Annotated in this window: 16 protein-coding genes, 1 tRNA gene and 1 other annotated feature; of the genes, 2 read left to right on the top strand and 15 right to left on the bottom strand. The window is 28.8% G+C overall.

From position 1 onward, the window contains the following. Window positions 1–86: 86 nt before the first annotated feature. From HMPREF0216_RS11200 to HMPREF0216_RS11160, 9 genes are all read right to left on the bottom strand, one after another. Window positions 87–162: transfer RNA gene (locus HMPREF0216_RS11200), tRNA-Thr, on the bottom strand. 81 nt (window positions 163–243) lie between these two features. Next, complete coding sequence (gene sigH, locus HMPREF0216_RS11195) at window positions 244–888, bottom strand: RNA polymerase sporulation sigma factor SigH (protein WP_005214307.1); 645 nt, start codon at window positions 886–888, stop codon at window positions 244–246. Window positions 889–919: 31 nt separating this feature from the next. Beyond that, window positions 920–1,432 carry an NYN domain-containing protein gene (locus tag HMPREF0216_RS11190; protein WP_005214305.1) on the bottom strand — a complete coding sequence of 171 codons (513 nt, stop codon included), beginning with the start codon at window positions 1,430–1,432 and terminating at the stop codon, window positions 920–922. A gap of 22 nt (window positions 1,433–1,454) precedes the next feature. Further along, a complete protein-coding gene (gene rlmB / locus HMPREF0216_RS11185; RefSeq protein ID WP_005214303.1) occupies window positions 1,455–2,312 on the bottom strand; it encodes a 23S rRNA (guanosine(2251)-2'-O)-methyltransferase RlmB in 858 nt (285 codons plus the stop codon). Between the two features lie 20 nt (window positions 2,313–2,332). Further along, window positions 2,333–2,743 carry a Mini-ribonuclease 3 gene (locus HMPREF0216_RS11180; protein WP_005214301.1) on the bottom strand — a complete coding sequence of 137 codons (411 nt, stop codon included), beginning with the start codon at window positions 2,741–2,743 and terminating at the stop codon, window positions 2,333–2,335. Window positions 2,744–2,999: 256 nt separating this feature from the next. After that, the gene (gene cysS / locus HMPREF0216_RS11175) at window positions 3,000–4,400 is read right to left on the bottom strand and encodes a cysteine--tRNA ligase (RefSeq protein ID WP_005214299.1); all 1,401 of its coding nucleotides are present in this window, start codon (window positions 4,398–4,400) and stop codon (window positions 3,000–3,002) included. Between the two features lie 35 nt (window positions 4,401–4,435). After that, window positions 4,436–6,145: a proline--tRNA ligase gene (locus tag HMPREF0216_RS11170; protein WP_040419765.1), complete on the bottom strand. Its 1,710-nt coding sequence runs from the start codon at window positions 6,143–6,145 to the stop codon at window positions 4,436–4,438. A 153-nt stretch (window positions 6,146–6,298) separates the two neighbouring features. Beyond that, window positions 6,299–6,482: a binding site (T-box leader), on the bottom strand. Between the two features lie 67 nt (window positions 6,483–6,549). After that, window positions 6,550–7,224: a 2-C-methyl-D-erythritol 4-phosphate cytidylyltransferase gene (gene ispD / locus HMPREF0216_RS11165; RefSeq protein WP_005214294.1), complete on the bottom strand. Its 675-nt coding sequence runs from the start codon at window positions 7,222–7,224 to the stop codon at window positions 6,550–6,552. Window positions 7,225–7,236: 12 nt separating this feature from the next. Then, window positions 7,237–8,340: a PIN/TRAM domain-containing protein gene (locus tag HMPREF0216_RS11160; protein WP_005214292.1), complete on the bottom strand. Its 1,104-nt coding sequence runs from the start codon at window positions 8,338–8,340 to the stop codon at window positions 7,237–7,239. Window positions 8,341–8,644: 304 nt separating this feature from the next. Here HMPREF0216_RS11160 and HMPREF0216_RS11155 point away from each other — a divergent pair, with 304 nt between their 5' ends. Continuing rightward, entirely contained in the window at window positions 8,645–9,043 is a 399-nt protein-coding gene (locus tag HMPREF0216_RS11155; RefSeq protein ID WP_005214290.1) for a nucleoside triphosphate pyrophosphohydrolase family protein, read from the top strand. 71 nt (window positions 9,044–9,114) lie between these two features. Here the strand turns inward: HMPREF0216_RS11155 and disA are convergent, their stop codons facing one another. From disA to HMPREF0216_RS11135, 4 genes are all read right to left on the bottom strand, one after another. Beyond that, complete coding sequence (gene disA / locus HMPREF0216_RS11150; protein ID WP_005214289.1) at window positions 9,115–10,179, bottom strand: DNA integrity scanning diadenylate cyclase DisA; 1,065 nt, start codon at window positions 10,177–10,179, stop codon at window positions 9,115–9,117. A gap of 28 nt (window positions 10,180–10,207) precedes the next feature. Beyond that, window positions 10,208–11,599 carry a DNA repair protein RadA gene (radA, locus tag HMPREF0216_RS11145; protein WP_005214287.1) on the bottom strand — a complete coding sequence of 464 codons (1,392 nt, stop codon included), beginning with the start codon at window positions 11,597–11,599 and terminating at the stop codon, window positions 10,208–10,210. A 239-nt stretch (window positions 11,600–11,838) separates the two neighbouring features. Continuing rightward, complete coding sequence (gene nagB, locus HMPREF0216_RS11140; RefSeq protein ID WP_005214278.1) at window positions 11,839–12,570, bottom strand: glucosamine-6-phosphate deaminase; 732 nt, start codon at window positions 12,568–12,570, stop codon at window positions 11,839–11,841. Then, window positions 12,567–13,289 carry a GntR family transcriptional regulator gene (locus HMPREF0216_RS11135; RefSeq protein WP_005214276.1) on the bottom strand — a complete coding sequence of 241 codons (723 nt, stop codon included), beginning with the start codon at window positions 13,287–13,289 and terminating at the stop codon, window positions 12,567–12,569. Before HMPREF0216_RS11135 ends, nagB begins: the two co-directional genes overlap by 4 nt. A gap of 127 nt (window positions 13,290–13,416) precedes the next feature. Here HMPREF0216_RS11135 and HMPREF0216_RS17150 point away from each other — a divergent pair, with 127 nt between their 5' ends. Continuing rightward, a complete protein-coding gene (locus HMPREF0216_RS17150; RefSeq protein WP_005214274.1) occupies window positions 13,417–13,578 on the top strand; it encodes a hypothetical protein in 162 nt (53 codons plus the stop codon). A gap of 233 nt (window positions 13,579–13,811) precedes the next feature. On the opposite strand, the gene HMPREF0216_RS11130 is transcribed toward HMPREF0216_RS17150, so the two are convergent. Then, entirely contained in the window at window positions 13,812–16,250 is a 2,439-nt protein-coding gene (locus tag HMPREF0216_RS11130; RefSeq protein WP_040419762.1) for an ATP-dependent Clp protease ATP-binding subunit, read from the bottom strand. Between the two features lie 115 nt (window positions 16,251–16,365). Continuing rightward, window positions 16,366–16,821, bottom strand: coding sequence for a CtsR family transcriptional regulator (locus HMPREF0216_RS11125; protein WP_040419761.1), 456 nt, complete (start codon window positions 16,819–16,821; stop codon window positions 16,366–16,368). Between the last annotated feature and the right edge of the window lie 177 nt (window positions 16,822–16,998).

Below are 16,998 nucleotides of genomic sequence, written 5' to 3'. Positions count from 1 at the left end.
TCTTTCGAACTTTTGCTTTGCCATTTGAAAATTCCTCCTTATTTTAAATAAACTTTGCCTAGCGTTTGCATACTAAATTTATATAATGGAGCTCACGATCGGGATTGAACCGACGGCCTCCGCCTTACCAAGGCGACGCTCTACCGACTGAGCTACATGAGCATTAAAGCGTTATACACTTTAATATACCAATTATAAAGTTTACTATCATTTGTTTTTTTTGTCAATATGATTTTACCATTATTATTTGCTATCAGATAGGCATTTTTCAAGCTTTCTCTTAACCCTTTGAAGAGCGTTATCAATAGACTTTGCATGTCTATCTAAATCACAAGCAATCTCTTGATATGATTTGCCATCTAAATAAGATTGAAGAACTTCTTTTTCTAAATCTGATAGCACTTTTGATATTTCACCCTCTATATACTTCTTTTTCTCTTTACTTATAATAAGCTCTTCTGGATCAGTTATCTTCATACTAGATATTATATCCAAAAGTGTTCTTTCTGAATCATCTTCAGATACAGGTTTATTAAGAGAAATATATGTATTTAGTGGGATATGCTTTTGCCTAGTAGCTGTTTTTATAGCTGTTATTATCTGCCTAGTTATACATAACTCTGCAAAAGCTTTAAATGTTGTTGATTTCTCATAATTAAAATCTCTAATAGCTTTATATAACCCTATCATACCTTCTTGATAAATATCTTCTTTATCAGCTCCTATTAGGAAATATGATTTGGATTTTGCTTTCACAAAGCTTTCATATTTAGAAATAACATATTCTTGAGCCCTCACGCTTCCATTTTTCGCTTCTATGACTACCTCTTCTTCTGCTTTACTTTCAAATTCACTAGCTATTTCTTTTGAATATTCTTTGCTATTCACAATTTCCCCTCCAACCCCAAATTACTATTCTTTAGCTACGCCTTATCGCTTCTAACTTTTTTAAAATATCATCATCTATATTATCTTGAACTGTGCTCTCTCTTACTGCATTTGTTTTGCTTCTCACAGTTCTTTTTATATCCTCTGATGTATCAAAAATCATATTATAAAATTCAACACATGAAATTCTAGTTGCACCTCTCTGGAATATAGTTTGTTGCTCAAGAGAATCTGATGTTACAACTGAAACTTCAAAACGTCTACCTATATTGTGTATTTCTTTTTCAATATAAGCATCTGCAGTTTCTCCACTTTTAGTGAATACTACTGTAAGGTTTTTATTATACTCGTACTTACTTTCTAAATTTCGCGCAACTTTATATCCATCAAACACAAGCATTATTTTACATCCATGTATTGCTCCATAATTATGTAAAATATCAATTAGCTTTTGCCTCGCACTATCTAAACTAACTTCTTTTTCATGCTTTAAATTACTCCAACTATTAATCACATTGTATCCATCTATAAAAATAAATTTCACTTTTAACCTCTGTCGCTTTAAATTATTTAGTCAATCTTCCTTTTAATACCTCATACATCATTATACCACCTGCTACAGAAGCATTTAAAGAGTTAATTTTACCTATCATAGGAATTTTTACTAATAAATCACACTTTTTAAGAGTTAGATTTGATATTCCTTTCCCTTCACTACCTATTATTAAAGCACATGGACCTGAAAAATCTGTATTGTAGCTATAATCTTTACCATGAATATCAGCTCCGTAAACCCAAATACCTCTTTCTTTTAATAGATCAATAGTTGCGTTTATATTAGTAACTTTTGCAATTCTCATATGTTCTATAGCACCTGCAGCACATTTGTAAACCGTAGAAGTTACTCCAACATTTCTTCTCTTAGGTATTATTATTCCGTGAACTCCACAAAGTTCTGCTGTTCTTATTATTGAGCCTAAATTATGTGGGTCTTCTATTTCATCTAATATTACTATAAAAGGCTTTTCTCCTTTTTTTTCTGCATAATCTAATATATAACTTACTTCACTATATTTAAAAGGAGTAACCTTTGCAATAATACCTTGGTGATTTAAACCTTCACTCATAGTATCAAGTTTTCTTCTATCTGCTTCTTTAATAACTATACCTTTTTCTTTTGCAAGGCCTAAAGCAACCTTTATTGATCCTTCTAAATCTCCTTTAATAGCATATATACATTCTATAGTTCTATCACTTTTTAATGCTTCTATAACCGCATTTCTTCCTATAACTAAATCTTCTCTTACTGCTTCAATATTAGTTTCTTTTGCCGGTGCAAAACTCGCTCTTTCTCTTCTATTTTGTTTTTCTTGTAACTTATTAAATTCTCTTTCTCTTCTTCTAGGGTTTTCTCTTTTAGCCATATCTATTCTCCTTTTAGCTATTAGATTATCTTTAATGCATTTTCAAATACAAATTCTAATCTTTCATTATTACCAGTTAAATATAAGTATCCAACTAAAGCCTCAAATCCAGTTGCCATTCTATAGTCTCTTACATCTGCATTTTTTGGCACTGTTGCAGATTTAGCATTTCTACCTCTTTTAAATATGTAACTTTCATCTTCAGTTAAATATTCTTCTATAGCATGCATAATAGCACTTTGACTTTTTGCTTTTACATATCCAATTGCTTTTACATGCATCTTATGTGCACTTAACTCAATGTTGTTAGCTAATATAGAATTTCTTATAAAAAGCTCATATACACCATCCCCAACTAAAGCAAGTTGAAGTGGATTTAAAAGTCTAGCTTCTTTTTCAGTAAATTCTTTTACTTTTAAGTCCTTTAACATAAGTTCTCTCCTTATCAATTATAAAGGTAAAAATTCTTTCATTAAATATATTATCCATAAAATGTATAACTTATTAAAATAATACTTTTCAATAAATTATTATACATATTTATTAAACATGACAAATAGCAAATTTAAGATTACTCTCAACTTATAAATTGCTATTTTTATAAAATCTACATTAAGAAGAAACTACATATTTAGTAGTTTCTTCTTAAAACTTCATATTAATTATTTGCAATTTGTCACTTTTGAATTAGTCTACCTTTTTCCATCTTACTCCTTGAGGAGTATCTAAAAGTTCTATTCCTTTTGCTTTTAGTTCATCTCTTATCTTATCAGCTAAAGCAAAATTTTTATCTTTTCTAGCTTGTTGTCTTTCCGCAATTAATGCTTCAATCTCTTCTTCTAAGTTCCCCTTAGTAGTTTTTTGTAATATTCCAAGTGGAGCTCCAAGTTCTCTTATAAGAGATAATGCCTTTTCACATAATTCTTTAGATGAATTTATAGTTACATTACTATTTGTATCTCTTATTAAATCAAATAATACTGATATAGCATCTGCTGTATTAAAATCATCATCCATCTTTTCAATATATCTTTCTCTATATTGATTTAAAGATTGTAAATACTTAACTTCTTCATCATTCATCTTTTCTGTATTAACTTCAGTTATTAAGTTTTCTAAATTTCCTATAGCATTATATAATCTTTCAATTGATGCCTTAGCTGATTCTAATAAATCGTTACTGAAGTTTAATTGAATTCTATAATGACCTGATAGCATTAAGAATCTTATTACATCTGCATCATATTGTTTTAATGCATCTCTTGCTGTTAAAAAGTTGTTTAATGATTTAGACATTTTTTGATTATTAACATTTAAGAATGCTGAATGCATCCAATAGTTTGCAAACTTCTTTCCTGTTAATGCTTCACTTTGAGCTATTTCGTTCTCATGATGAGGGAATGATAAATCCATACCACCTGCATGTATATCTATAGTGTCCCCAAGTAATTTCTTAGCCATGCATGAACACTCAATATGCCATCCTGGTCTTCCTGGTCCCCAAGGACTTTGCCAAGCAGGCTCACCTGGTTTTTGAGCTTTCCAGATAGCAAAATCCATTGGATCTTCTTTTCTTTCATCAACATTTATTCTTGCTCCAGCTTGTAAGTCTTCTAAATTTTGACCTATAAGCTGACCATATCCTTCAAACTTCTTAGTTCTGAAATAAACATCTCCATTTACTTCATACGCATATCCTTTTTCTATTAATCCTTTAACAAACTTAATTATATCTGTAATAAATTCTGTTGCTCTTGGATTAATAGTAGCTCTTTTTATATTTAATCCATCAGCATCTTTGTAATATTCACAAATGTATTTATCACCAATTTCTTTTACTGTTGTACCTTCTTCATTGGCTTTATTTATCATCTTATCGTCTATATCTGTAAAGTTTTGAACATACTCTACTTCGTATCCTCTATACTCCATATATCTTCTTATAGTATCAAATACTATAAATGTTCTTCCATTACCAATGTGGAAGAAATTATATACAGTTGGACCACAAACATACATCTTAACTTTCCCTGGTTCTAATGGAACAAATTCTTCTTTTTTTCTTGTTAAGCTATTAAAAATCTTCACTGTGAGATCCCTCCCTTTCTTTTAGTGTATTAATATTATAATCTTATATTATTCTTTTCAAATTGAGATTTTACTGTTTCAATAACATCATCAATCTTAATTACTTCCATTTCTCCATCTCTTAATTTAAATTCAACTTCACCATCAGTTATTTTCTTACCAACTGTAACTCTCATAGGAATTCCGATAAGTTCTGAATCTTTAAATTTAACTCCTGGTCTTTCATTTCTATCATCTAATATAGCATCTACACCAATTCTTCTTAATTCTTCATATAGTTTATTAGCTATTTCCATTTGAGCTTCATCTTTAATATTTACAGGTATAACTGAAACATGATATGGTGCAACTGAAAGTGGCCATATTATTCCATTATCATCATGATGTTGTTCGATTATTGAAGCCATTGTTCTTGTAACTCCAATTCCATAACAGCCCATAACAAATGGAGTATTTTTCCCATTTTCATCTATGAATGTAGCATTCATAGCCTCTGAATACTTAGTTCCTAATTTAAATATATGCCCAACTTCTGTTCCTCTAGCTATAGTAACTTCTGCTCCACACTCTGGACACTTTTCTCCACTTTCTATGTTTCTAAAGTCTCCTACAGTTCCTTCGAAGTCTCTTCCATAATTAACATTTTTTAAATGATATCCTGTTTCATTTGCTCCAGTTATCATGTTATACATATAAGTAACTTCTTCGTCTACTAGTAATAAATCTACTTTTATTCCTACTGGTCCACCAAATCCAACTTCACAACCAGTTGCATTTCTATATTCTTCATGAGATGCCATTGCTATATCAGTTGCTGCATTTGCCGCATTTGATACCTTAACTTCATTAACTTCTCTATCGCCTCTAACAACTACGCCTACTATCTTTCCATCAACGTTAAACATTAATAATTTAACTGTTTTCTTTGGTGATACATTTAAGAAACTTGAAACTTCATCTATCCCTCTACTATCTGGTGTAGCTACCTTTTCCATTTCTAATAATTCTTCAACTTCTGCTCTTTCTGCTGTTGCTTCCGCTTTTTCTATATTTGCTGCATAATCACAAGCTGAACAGAATACTACATCATCTTCACCAACTTCTGATTTAACCATAAATTCTGCAGAGTTTGATCCACCGATTGCTCCTGAATCAGCAGCAACACATTTAGCATCTATTCCACATCTATTAAATATTTTTACGTATGCATCATGCATTTTATCGTAAGATACATCTAATCCAGCTTGATCTTTATCAAAACTATAAGCATCCTTCATTATAAATTCTCTTGATCTCATTACACCGAATCTTGGTCTTCTTTCATCTCTATACTTAGTTTGAATTTGATAAAGATTTACTGGTAGTTGTTTATATGATTTTATTTCATTTCTTGCTATATCTGTAAATACTTCTTCATGAGTTGGCCCAAGACAAAAATCTCTGTTATTTCTATCTTTTAATCTGAACATTTCATCTCCATAAACATCCCATCTACCTGACTCTTGCCATAATTCTGCTGGTAATACTGCTGATGCTAAAAATTCTTGAGCTCCTGCTTCATTCATTTCTTCTCTAACTATTTCTTCAATGTTCTTTAAAACTTTAAGACCTATTGGCATATAGTTATATACTCCAGCAGCCATCTTTCTTATCATTCCAGCTCTAAGCATAAGCTTGTGGCTATCTATTTCTGCTTCTGCTGGCACTTCTCTTAAAGTTGATACTAACATATTTGACATCTTCATAATTTGTTCCTCCATTTGTTGTATTTAATATTATAATTTTCATATTATTTAACTACTATACTATGTAACTATCTAAGAGTTATTAGTTCTTACTTTTTAGTTAACTTTTTCTAAATCAATAATTAGTAATTAAAAAAGTTCGCCCTAATATATAATTAGGGCGAACTTATATCCGCGGTACCACCTAAATTTGTGCTCTAATAATGATAACGGTGTTAAACCGATAGTTTTTACCTACAACTCAGAAGCTGGTTCAAAATCTATTTGAAAATCTTACAGCCTATGGATTTTCTCTCTGAATAAGGCGATTTCTACTATTCTTCTTCAATGCTTTACTAATTATTTTTTGATTATTTTATTATATAATCTTTAGTAAAACTCTGTCAATATACTGTAATTTAATTTTAAATTAGCATTTCTCCTAAAATTAAATCTTCTGGTGTTGTAACTTTAATGTTTGTATATTCTCCCTCATAAAGATAAACTTTATAACCATATTTTTCAACTACCATAGTATCATCCGTATCTGCTTCCTTGTTTACCTTTACTTTTTCATGACATTTTAAAATTTCTTTATATTTAAATACTTGTGGTGTTTGAATTGCAACTAAACTTGATCTATCTGGTGTATTAATTGAAAAGTTATTTTCATTTTTAACTTTAATTGTATCCTTAGGCATAACACCTGGAGCTGCTGCTCCATATTCATTTGCATACTTTATTCCATCATTTATTATTCTATTAGAAATAAAAGGTCTTGCTCCATCATGAATAAGAACTATATCTGTTTCTGTATCTGCTATGCTTTTAAGCGCATTATATACAGAATCTTGCCTTTCTGTACCACCAAGCACTATTTTATCTATTTTTAAAGAATACTTTTTTAAAATTTCTTCTTTAAAATATGATACTTCATCAGGAGGTAATACTACTACTATATTATCTATATTTTTATTTTCTTCAAATTTCTTAATAGTATAATAAATAATAGGCTTTCCTTTAAGTTCTATAAACTGTTTACTTACAGAAGCACCCATTCTTTTACCTTTTCCTCCTGCTAATATAATAGCACTTATCATATAAATTCTCCTTTAATTATCTCTAGGTTTTGCAAAAATCATTCTTCCTGCTGCTGTTTGAAGCACAGAAGTCACTACTACAAATATTTCTTCTCCAATAAACTTTCGTCCACCTTCAACTACTATCATAGTTCCATCATCAAGATATGCAACTCCCTGAGTTGATTCCTTACCATCTTTTATAACTATGACTTTCATTTCTTCACCTGGAAGAACAACTGGTTTAATTGCATTTGCTAACTCATTTATATTAAGCACTGGAACTCTTTGAAATTCTGCTACCTTATTTAAGTTAAAGTCATTTGTTATTACTTTTCCACCTAATGTCTGTGCAAGCTTTAATAATTTAGCATCAACTTCAGCAATTTCTTTAAAATCACCTTCCCAGATTTGAGTCTCAATATCTAATTCTTTTTGAATCTTATTTAATATATCTAATCCTCTTCTTCCTCTATTTCTCTTTAATCCATCAGAAGAATCCGATATATGTCTAAGTTCATCTAACACAAAACTTGGAATCACTAAAGTTCCTTCTATAAATCCCGTTTTGCATAAATCAAATATTCTTCCATCAATAATTACTGACGTATCTAAAACCTTAGCATTACTTTTATTTAATCCCTTACTTTTCTTTTCCTTACTATTAGACTTCTTCATTATTGAAAATGTTGAAGAAATTTCATCTTTCTTTTTTATAGCTATTTCTGCACAAATAATAGCAGCAATTAATTCAAGTAAAACAAGTATTATAGGTCCTATTGCAGGGTGTACACTTTTAAATATTCCAGAAATAGGCAACCCTATAAAAGATGCAATTGTCAGTCCAACTAGTGTTCCCCCTGTACCATATAGTAATTCTGTAACACTTAAATTTTGAACACTCTTTCCAATTCTATCTATAATAGATGAAATTGTTTTATATATCCAAGGAGAAATAAAATAAAAAATAATTCCAAATAGTAAAATACAAAAAATATAAAATACTGTTATGCTGATTGGGCCTTGTAAAAATTTTATATTAAAGTTTTTTACAACAGCTAATATTCCTTCCCCAATAACATATCCAAGTATTAATCCTAAAAGAGTGAATATAATTTTTAGTCCTTTTTTAAACACTTTTTCACCTCCTACTTTTATGTATACTAAATAATATGTTTATATATTTAATATGCTTATTTTTATATTTTATATAATACTTATCTTTTGTTTATTATTAAATAATCATATCTATTATACCATAATATTCATATACTAGTATTTATAATTTTGAAAATAAATTTATAGAAATACCCCCTATGAATGTGTAGCCATGTTGTTTATTATAATATTAAACAACGTCTTCAAGGCTTGTATTGACAAAATTGTCTGAAAATACTTATAATTAAATAAAGAATATATTATTTCTAAGGAGTTGAAGTAAATGAAGGATATTATATTTGATAGTTTTCAAAACGATATCAGTGAATCTTTACTAAGGCATAAAAGTATTCTAGATGTTTTAACTAAATATACTGAATCTAGTGCTAGAGTTAATAGAGCTGTAGCTAAAGCTGTTACTAATTGTGGTTGTATTAAAATAAACGCATCTAAACAATGTTTGCCAAAAGACGACAACTCACTGGAAAGCTTATCTAATTGTTTAAAAACTCACATTGATGGATGCCTTTGTGATAATTGCCGTGAAGTAATTGAGCGTGAAATTGGGAACAATTTATTTTACCTTACTTCACTATGTAATCTTTTAGACATAAACTTATATGATGTTCTACTTAAAGAAAACGATAAAATAACTACATTAGGTAAATTCACTTTTAGATAAACACTAAAGCAGGTATAAACTTATACCTGCTTTTATATTTTCGCCATTTAAAATTATTAATATTCACTTTATTATATTTCTTTTTTCAAATATATTTGTTCTTTTATTCTTTTAAGACCACTTCTTATAGCAGTTGCTCTAGCCTCTCCAATACCTTCTACTTGATCTAATTCTTCACTACTAGCACTTATTACATACTTTAATTCTTTAAAATGCTTAATTAAATTCTCTATTACATTAGTTGGTATTCTAGGTATTTTGAATAAAACTCTATATCCTTTTGGAGAAATTAAAGTATCTACTAATGATACTCCTCCAAATCCAAGTACCTTTGCTATAGTATCTAAATCTACTAATTCCTCAGCATTTAATTTTTGTATTTCTTTATATATATTATTATAGTCATCATTTCTTACACAGTAATCTCTTATTAATAAGATACCATCTCTTTCTATATACCTTATTAATTCATTAAGTTGCATAGAAATTAATCTACCTTCATTTCCTAACTCTAAAATATACCTCTTTATTTCTTCTACAATTCTCATTACCATTTCTGTTCTTTGTATTGCTGTTACAACATCAAAAACTGTAGTTAAATCTTGAAACTCTAATATATTTAAATTATTAATAACACGCTCTAATACATTAACGTATTTTTCTAGGGTTTGAATAGCTTGATTAGCTCTAGCTAAAATAACACTACTATCTTGAAGAATATATTTAATATCACCTTTATATATAGTTATTATATTTCTTCTTTGTGATATAGCTACTACTATAGTATCTGTTTGTTTGGCAATTCTCTGAGCCGTTCTATGTCTTGTTCCTGTTTCATAAGTTGTAACAGATGGATCTGGTAGTAATTGTGCGTTCGCACAAACTATCTTTTTTAAATCCTCACTTAAAACTATCGCTCCATCCATTTTTGCAAGCTCATATATATATGCTGGTGTATATTCTGCATTTATATTAAAACCACCGTCTACGATTTCCATCACTTTATCCGAATCACCTAAAACAATTAAGCCACCAGTCTTTGCTCTTAATATATTCTCTAATCCCTCTCTCAAATTTGTACCAGGACTAACAATTTTTAATATATTTTTTATCTCATTATCATCCTTAATTCTCATATTAATCACCTATTTTTATTTTAAAATATTATCTATATACGTCAGCTATTACATCATTCAATGTCTTTAATGCCATTATCTTTATATTAGGAATTTTTACATCTCTTGAAAAAGAGTCTTTGGCTACATAAACTTTTTTAAATCCCATTCTAGCTAACTCTTTTACTCTAGTTTCAATAGACGGAACTTTTTTCAGTTCTCCTGTAAGACCTACATCTGCTATAAATGCAATATTAGCCTCTATTCCTCTTTGTTTAACAGATGAGACAATGCTCATAATAACGGCTAGGTTAATTCCCTGTTCCTTTATTCGCATTCCTCCAGTAGTCTTTATAATTACATTTTTATCATAAAGATTAATTCCACCTCTTTGCTCTAGAATAGAAATCAACGTATTAAGTTTATCTTTTCCTAATGTCTCTCCTATTCTTGTTGGATATGGAGTAAAAGTTTTAGACACAAGACTTTCCACCTCTGTAATTATAGGCCTCGATCCTTCCTTTATCACTGTTAATGTACTGCCCGAAACTACTTCACCCTCTTCTCTCTTTGTCATAAAAAATTCTGATGGATTATCAATAGACATCATACCTTTTTCAGACATTTGAAAAAATCCTGTTTCTCCAGTACTTCCGAATCTATTTTTAGAACTAACAAGCCCTCTAAGTTCTTCATCGGTATCACACTCAATTATTAAAACTGTATCAACTAAATGTTCTAAAGCTCTAAGTCCAGCAAGTTCGTCTGCCTTAGTCATCTGCCCAACTATAATTACAGCTCTCTGTCTCTTATCATCTTTAGCTATTCTTAAAAGTTCATTTGCACACTCCATTGTCTGAGTTGGGGATCCTGCTCTAGCTGGAAGAGATGCTTCCATAGTAAAAGTTTGTATACTATCTATAATTACTAAATCTGGATCTACTTCATTAATTGCATCTACCACATTATCCATACTAGTTTCTTGAACAACCCAAATATTATCATGAATTTTATTCAGTATTCTATCTGCTCTATTTTTAATTTGACTATCGCTTTCTTCTCCTGATGCATATATAACCTTATGCCCTTTTTGAGCTATACTATCAGCTACTTGTAATAAAAGTGTTGATTTCCCTGCACCTGGTCTTGCTGTTATGATTGTAATTGAATCTTTAACAATTCCTCCACCCATAACTCTGTCAAATTCATTTATTCCTGTTATTATTCTATCACTTTTACTAGATGTTACTTCCGATAATTTTTTGATAGGTTTTCTTGATATCTGCCTTACTCTAATAGCTTCCTTTACATTTTTATTTTGAACTACCTGTTGTTCTTCTTCAAATGTATTCCACTTACTACAATCAGGACATTTTCCCATCCATTTTGGTGATTCATATCCACATTCCTGACAAGTAAATATAGTTTTTATCTTTGCCATTTTTTCACCACTCTTTAATCTATTATAATACGAAACTCGTTCTCTATTCGTCGAATGAGTAAGTTCGAGTAACAAAATATACAATTTCTACTCTTACTTAAATTCAAATATACTCTATATAATATAACATACTTAAAATATAAAATATATAAAAATAAACCATAGAATTATCTCTAATTTCTATGGTTTATACTTTTTAATTTTTTTCTTTATAACACTAATATTTTACTAAGTTTATATTAGTAATTTAATAATTTTGCAGCATCTTTATCAACTATTACTACTGCATCTCTATGCATTTGTAACATTGATGCTGGATTTTCTGTAGTTATCTTTCCTGAGAATATTCCTTTGATTGCTTCTGCTTTACTTTCTCCTGATGCAATAAGAATAATTTTCTTTGCTTTCATTATTCCACCTACACCCATAGTTATAGCAGTCTTTGGTACATCGTCAATATTATCAAAGAATCTTGCATTTGCTTCAATTGTGTTTTGAGTTAAAGATATTACGTGAGTTCCTGCTGATAATTCAGTATCTGGTTCATTAAATGCAATGTGTCCATTATTACCTATTCCTAATAATTGAACATCTATTCCACCTAATTCTTTAATCTTTTCATCATACTCTTTACATTGAGCAGCTAAATCTTCTGCTAATCCATTTGGCACAAAAGTTTTTGTTATATCTACATTTATATGCTTAAATAAATTTTCATTCATGAAATGTCTGTAACTTTGTTCATGTTCTGGATTTAATCCTACATACTCATCTAAATTTACTGTTGTAACATTAGAAAAATCTAATTCTTTATTTTCATACATTTTTATTAATTCTTTATACATTCCTATTGGTGATCCACCAGTTGCTAGACCTAAAACAGCCTTAGGATTTTCCTTAATAACATTTGCGTACTCTTGAGCCGCTACTTTACTTAATTCTTCATAATTCTCAACAACTATTAATTTCATAATATTTCTCCCTCTTTCCTTGAAATGTTTACTATTAAACTAAATTTATCTGATTTATATAATGCCTCTTCTAAAAATAAAAGTTTATCTGTATTTGTAAAAGTTTTACTTGTTATTTTTAGTACAGGCGAATTCGCTTCACATTCTAATAATTCTTTTATTTCATCATCTGCACAAACAGCATTAATAGCTGAATTAGAATTATTAATTACATATCCAAAGCCTTCTAATATCTTATATAAAGATCCTGTTAGCATTTCTTCATTTATATGTCCACAATAATCCACTGGAATAAATACAGTTTCTACTGCTATACATTCATTATCAACTATTCTTTTTCTCTTTATTTCATATAGTTTGTCCAACATAAAGATATCTTGTAAATCATCTGGAGTATCAATAATCTCGAACTTAACTACTTTAGTTTCTAAAGTTTTTCCTATATGTTTTATAATTTCTGTAAAACTCATCATATCCTTTTGTTTTACTTTTTGTTCACATACGAAAGTTCCTCTACCCTTTTTTCTAGTTAATATTCCTTCTTGAACTAATTCTCCAATTGCTTGTCTAATAGTCATTCTACTAACTTCATATATCTCGCATAGTTCTCTTTCACTAGAAATACATTCTCCAGCCTTCCATACCCCATTAGCAATTTTTTTAGTTAAATCATTTTTTAACTGATAATATACTGGTATAGGACTATTTTTATCTATCATTATTATCACTCCCAACGCTATTATAATATATATATATATAGTTGTCTATACCAGTTGTTTTTATTTTTATGAATATTTTTTTATAATTTGGAAATGCTATGAATATTAAAAGTAAGGAGTTGGTATTTTGATAGATAAATCTTATTATGATAATATACCTTCAAAAAACATATTAAATAACTATAAACCTAAAACTCTAACTAGCAATCTCAATAGTACTTATTTTGATTCTTCTTTAGAAAATATGATTATTAATTCTAATTTAGATGATGAAAATATTATTAAATAGAATTTAATTTTTAGTATCTTAGTTATTATCAATTACTTACATAGTAAAATTATTATTAAACCTTTTATAGTTATTAATAAAATTAATCCTTAACTTGTTTAATAAAAAAATTAAGGGTATAGATAAAAATAATTTAAATCTATACCCTTAATTTTTTTATTATATTTTTAAACCTATATTTTTTAAATTCTATTTCATTAATAAATAAAAAATATTAGTTTTATCTTTAAGTTCTATTGATGAGAAAACTTTAAACTTTCATCCTTACATTCCACTTTTAGTTTATCTCCTATCTTAATTTCTCCCTTAAGAAGTTCATCACTTAACTTATAAACTATCTCTCTATTAAGTATTCCTCTTAACGGTCTTGCCCCAAACTCAAGATTTTTATTTTTTTCTATCAAAAAGTTATTTAAATCCTCATCATAAATAAGATCTATATTCTTCATCTTTAATCTTTCAATAGTATCCTTTAGCATTATATTTACTATTTTTAATGTATCTTCCTTCTTTAATTGATTGAATACAATTATATCATCTACTCTATTCAAAAACTCTGGTTTAAATGCTGTTTTTAATTCTTCTAAAATCATATTTTTCATTTTTTCATACTGAGTTTCGTTTGCAGTATCATCACTGGAAAATCCCATGACTCTTTGTTTCTTAATTTTATCTGCCCCTACATTTGAAGTCATTATTATTATAGTATTTTTAAAATCTATAACTTTACCTTTTCCATCTGTTAATCTTCCATCTTCCATAATTTGAAGTAAAATATTAAATACATCTGGATGAGCTTTTTCTATTTCATCTAATAAAACTACAGAATAAGGTTTCCTTCTAACAGCCTCTGATAGCTGTCCGCCTTCTTCATATCCTACATATCCTGGAGGAGCTCCAATAAGTCTAGAAACAGAATGCTTTTCCATATATTCTGACATATCTACTCTAATTAAATTAGCACTTTTCCCAAACATAACTTCTGCTAATACATTACATAGCTCTGTTTTTCCAACTCCTGTTGGTCCACAAAATATAAAAGTTCCTATTGGTCGATTAGGATTTTTAAGTCCTACTCTAGCTCTCTTTACTGCTCTTGTTAAAGCCTTTATTGCTTCATCTTGACCAATAACCCTACTTTTTAGTAATTCTTCTAATTTTAATAATTTGTCAGATTCCTTTTCTGTCAGCTTTTCTAAAGGAACCTTAGCCCATATTGATACAACAGTTGCTATATCATCTTCATCTACTATTTGAACTTCAGTACAACTATGAGTTCTCCACTCTTCCTTTATCACTTCAAATTCTTCTTTTAGTTGTTTTTCTTTATCTCTTAATCTTGCCGCTTTTTCAAAATCTTGATTTCTAATAGTATCTTCTTTTTCATTTATAACCTTTTCTATATCAAGCTCTTTTTGTTTAATTTCTGGTGGCAAAGTTAATCTAGATATTCTTACCTTTGCTGCTGCTTCATCTATTAAATCTATTGCTTTATCTGGCATATATCTATCTGTAATATATCTATCTGCCAATTCAACAGCCATCTTTAATGCACCATCGGTAATTTTAACTTTATGATGTGATTCATACTTATCTCTTAATCCAAATAGAATATTTAAAGTTTCTTCTTTAGTTGGTTGTTCTACATTGACTGTTTGAAAACGTCTCTCCAATGCAGCATCCTTTTCAATATGCTTTCTATATTCATCAATAGTAGTTGCTCCAATACACTTTATTTCTCCTCTAGCTAATGCAGGTTTTAATATATTCGATGCATCAATAGCACCTTCTGCTCCACCAGCTCCAACTATTGTATGGATCTCATCTATGAATATAATAATATCTTCTTCATTTTTTAGTTCATTCATTACTTTTTTTAGACGTTCTTCAAATTCCCCTCTATATTTTGCCCCAGCTACCATTGCTGTAATATCCAAAACTAATAATCTTTTATCCTTTAAACCTTCTGGAATATCTCCAGATACCATTCTTTGAGCTAATCCTTCTATTATAGCTGTTTTTCCTACTCCTGGTTCACCTATTAAACATGGGTTATTTTTAATTCTTCTACACAATATTTCTAAAACTCTTTGCGTTTCTTTGTCCCTTCCTATAACAGGGTCTAACTTTTCTTCCCTTGCACATTGAGTTAAATCCCTACTATATTGATCTAAAACAGGAGTTTTATTTTGCTTCTTTTCTTTTGGAGTTGATTTTTTATTTTCCTTGAATTCATTACCGTGTATATACTTATCTAGCTCTAATTTAAGTGAAGAAAAATCTACTTTACAACTTGTAAGAATAGTATAAGCAACACCTTCACCTTCATTTATTAATGCTAATAATATATGCTCTGGATTAATAAAACTATTTCCATACTTTCTTGCTATCTCTAAACTATCATCAAATAATCTCTTTGCTCTTGGAGTTAGTAACATTTCACCTGTAGATATTTCGTCATCACCAAAGCCTAAATAATCTTCAGTCATCTTTCTCACTTTATCTATTGTAACACCCTTACTTATTAGTAATTGACCTGCATATCCATTTTCTTTTAATATGCCTAATAGCACATGCTCTGTACCAATATACCCGTGTTTAAAATTTTGAGACTCTTGTTGAGCCTCAACTAATATAATTTGTGCTCTTTCTGTAAACCTCCCAAATATCATACTGTCACCTCCATACATTAACTAATAATATATAGTTTTAATTATTATACTGCGTAGATATGAATTGTTTTTGCTATTGTATTTTCTAACTAATGATGAGCCCTATATATAATTATTATGATAAAATTACCGTTATCATACCCTTTAACATTTCTGCCCTAATTATATTTTTATTTTCTGCAGAAGATAATGTTCTATCATTAATTGATATTTTTATTAATTCAAATTCTTTTCTAGTAATAAATTTACTTTCATATAAATGCTCAATAATAGATAATGCAGCATTATAAGTTAAACTATTTCCTATAGCTTCATTTAATAACTCTAATCTTTTTGATTTACTATCATAATCAATTTTTTTAATTATGATATAACCTCCACCACCTCTTCTGCTTTCAATTACATATCCCTTTTCTATAGTAAATCTAGTTGTTAATACGTAATTTATTTGAGATGGTGCACAATTAAATTTATCTGCTAATTCATTTCTCTGTATAATTACCTCCTTATCATTTTTATCATTAATCATACAGTTAATAAAATCTGCTATTATATCTGAAATTCTTGCCAATAATTTCACCTTCCTAAACACTTTGACCTTATTTGACTTTAATTATATATAAAAAATTTTTAAGTGTCTATGTAGTTACCAATATTTTTTTTAATATACTCCACTCTTTCAGTAAATGTTATAAATTAAACATATGTATTATTAACTAAATCGAGTAGGAGGAAAATAATTATTTTA

The organism is Clostridium celatum DSM 1785 (genome assembly GCF_000320405.1).
GTDB classification, from domain to species: Bacteria; Bacillota; Clostridia; order Clostridiales; family Clostridiaceae; genus Clostridium; species Clostridium celatum.
This window is presented reverse-complemented; position numbering and strand designations above follow the sequence as displayed.

Excerpts from the sequence above, each read along its gene's own strand:
- rlmB (WP_005214303.1), bottom strand. The coding sequence starts at position 2,312 with ATGGCTAAAAGAGAAAACCCTAGAAGAAGAGAAAGAGAATTTAATAAG.
- HMPREF0216_RS11180 (WP_005214301.1), bottom strand. The coding sequence starts at position 2,743 with ATGTTAAAGGACTTAAAAGTAAAAGAATTTACTGAAAAAGAAGCTAGA.
- HMPREF0216_RS11170 (WP_040419765.1), bottom strand. The coding sequence starts at position 6,145 with ATGAAGATGTCAAATATGTTAGTATCAACTTTAAGAGAAGTGCCAGCA.
- ispD (WP_005214294.1), bottom strand. The coding sequence starts at position 7,224 with ATGATAAGTGCTATTATATTAGCAGGAGGAAAAGGTAAAAGAATGGGT.
- HMPREF0216_RS11155 (WP_005214290.1), top strand. The coding sequence starts at position 8,645 with ATGAAGGATATTATATTTGATAGTTTTCAAAACGATATCAGTGAATCT.
- disA (WP_005214289.1), bottom strand. The coding sequence starts at position 10,179 with ATGAGAATTAAGGATGATAATGAGATAAAAAATATATTAAAAATTGTT.
- radA (WP_005214287.1), bottom strand. The coding sequence starts at position 11,599 with ATGGCAAAGATAAAAACTATATTTACTTGTCAGGAATGTGGATATGAA.
- nagB (WP_005214278.1), bottom strand. The coding sequence starts at position 12,570 with ATGAAATTAATAGTTGTTGAGAATTATGAAGAATTAAGTAAAGTAGCG.
- HMPREF0216_RS11135 (WP_005214276.1), bottom strand. The coding sequence starts at position 13,289 with ATGATAGATAAAAATAGTCCTATACCAGTATATTATCAGTTAAAAAAT.
- HMPREF0216_RS11130 (WP_040419762.1), bottom strand. The coding sequence starts at position 16,250 with ATGATATTTGGGAGGTTTACAGAAAGAGCACAAATTATATTAGTTGAG.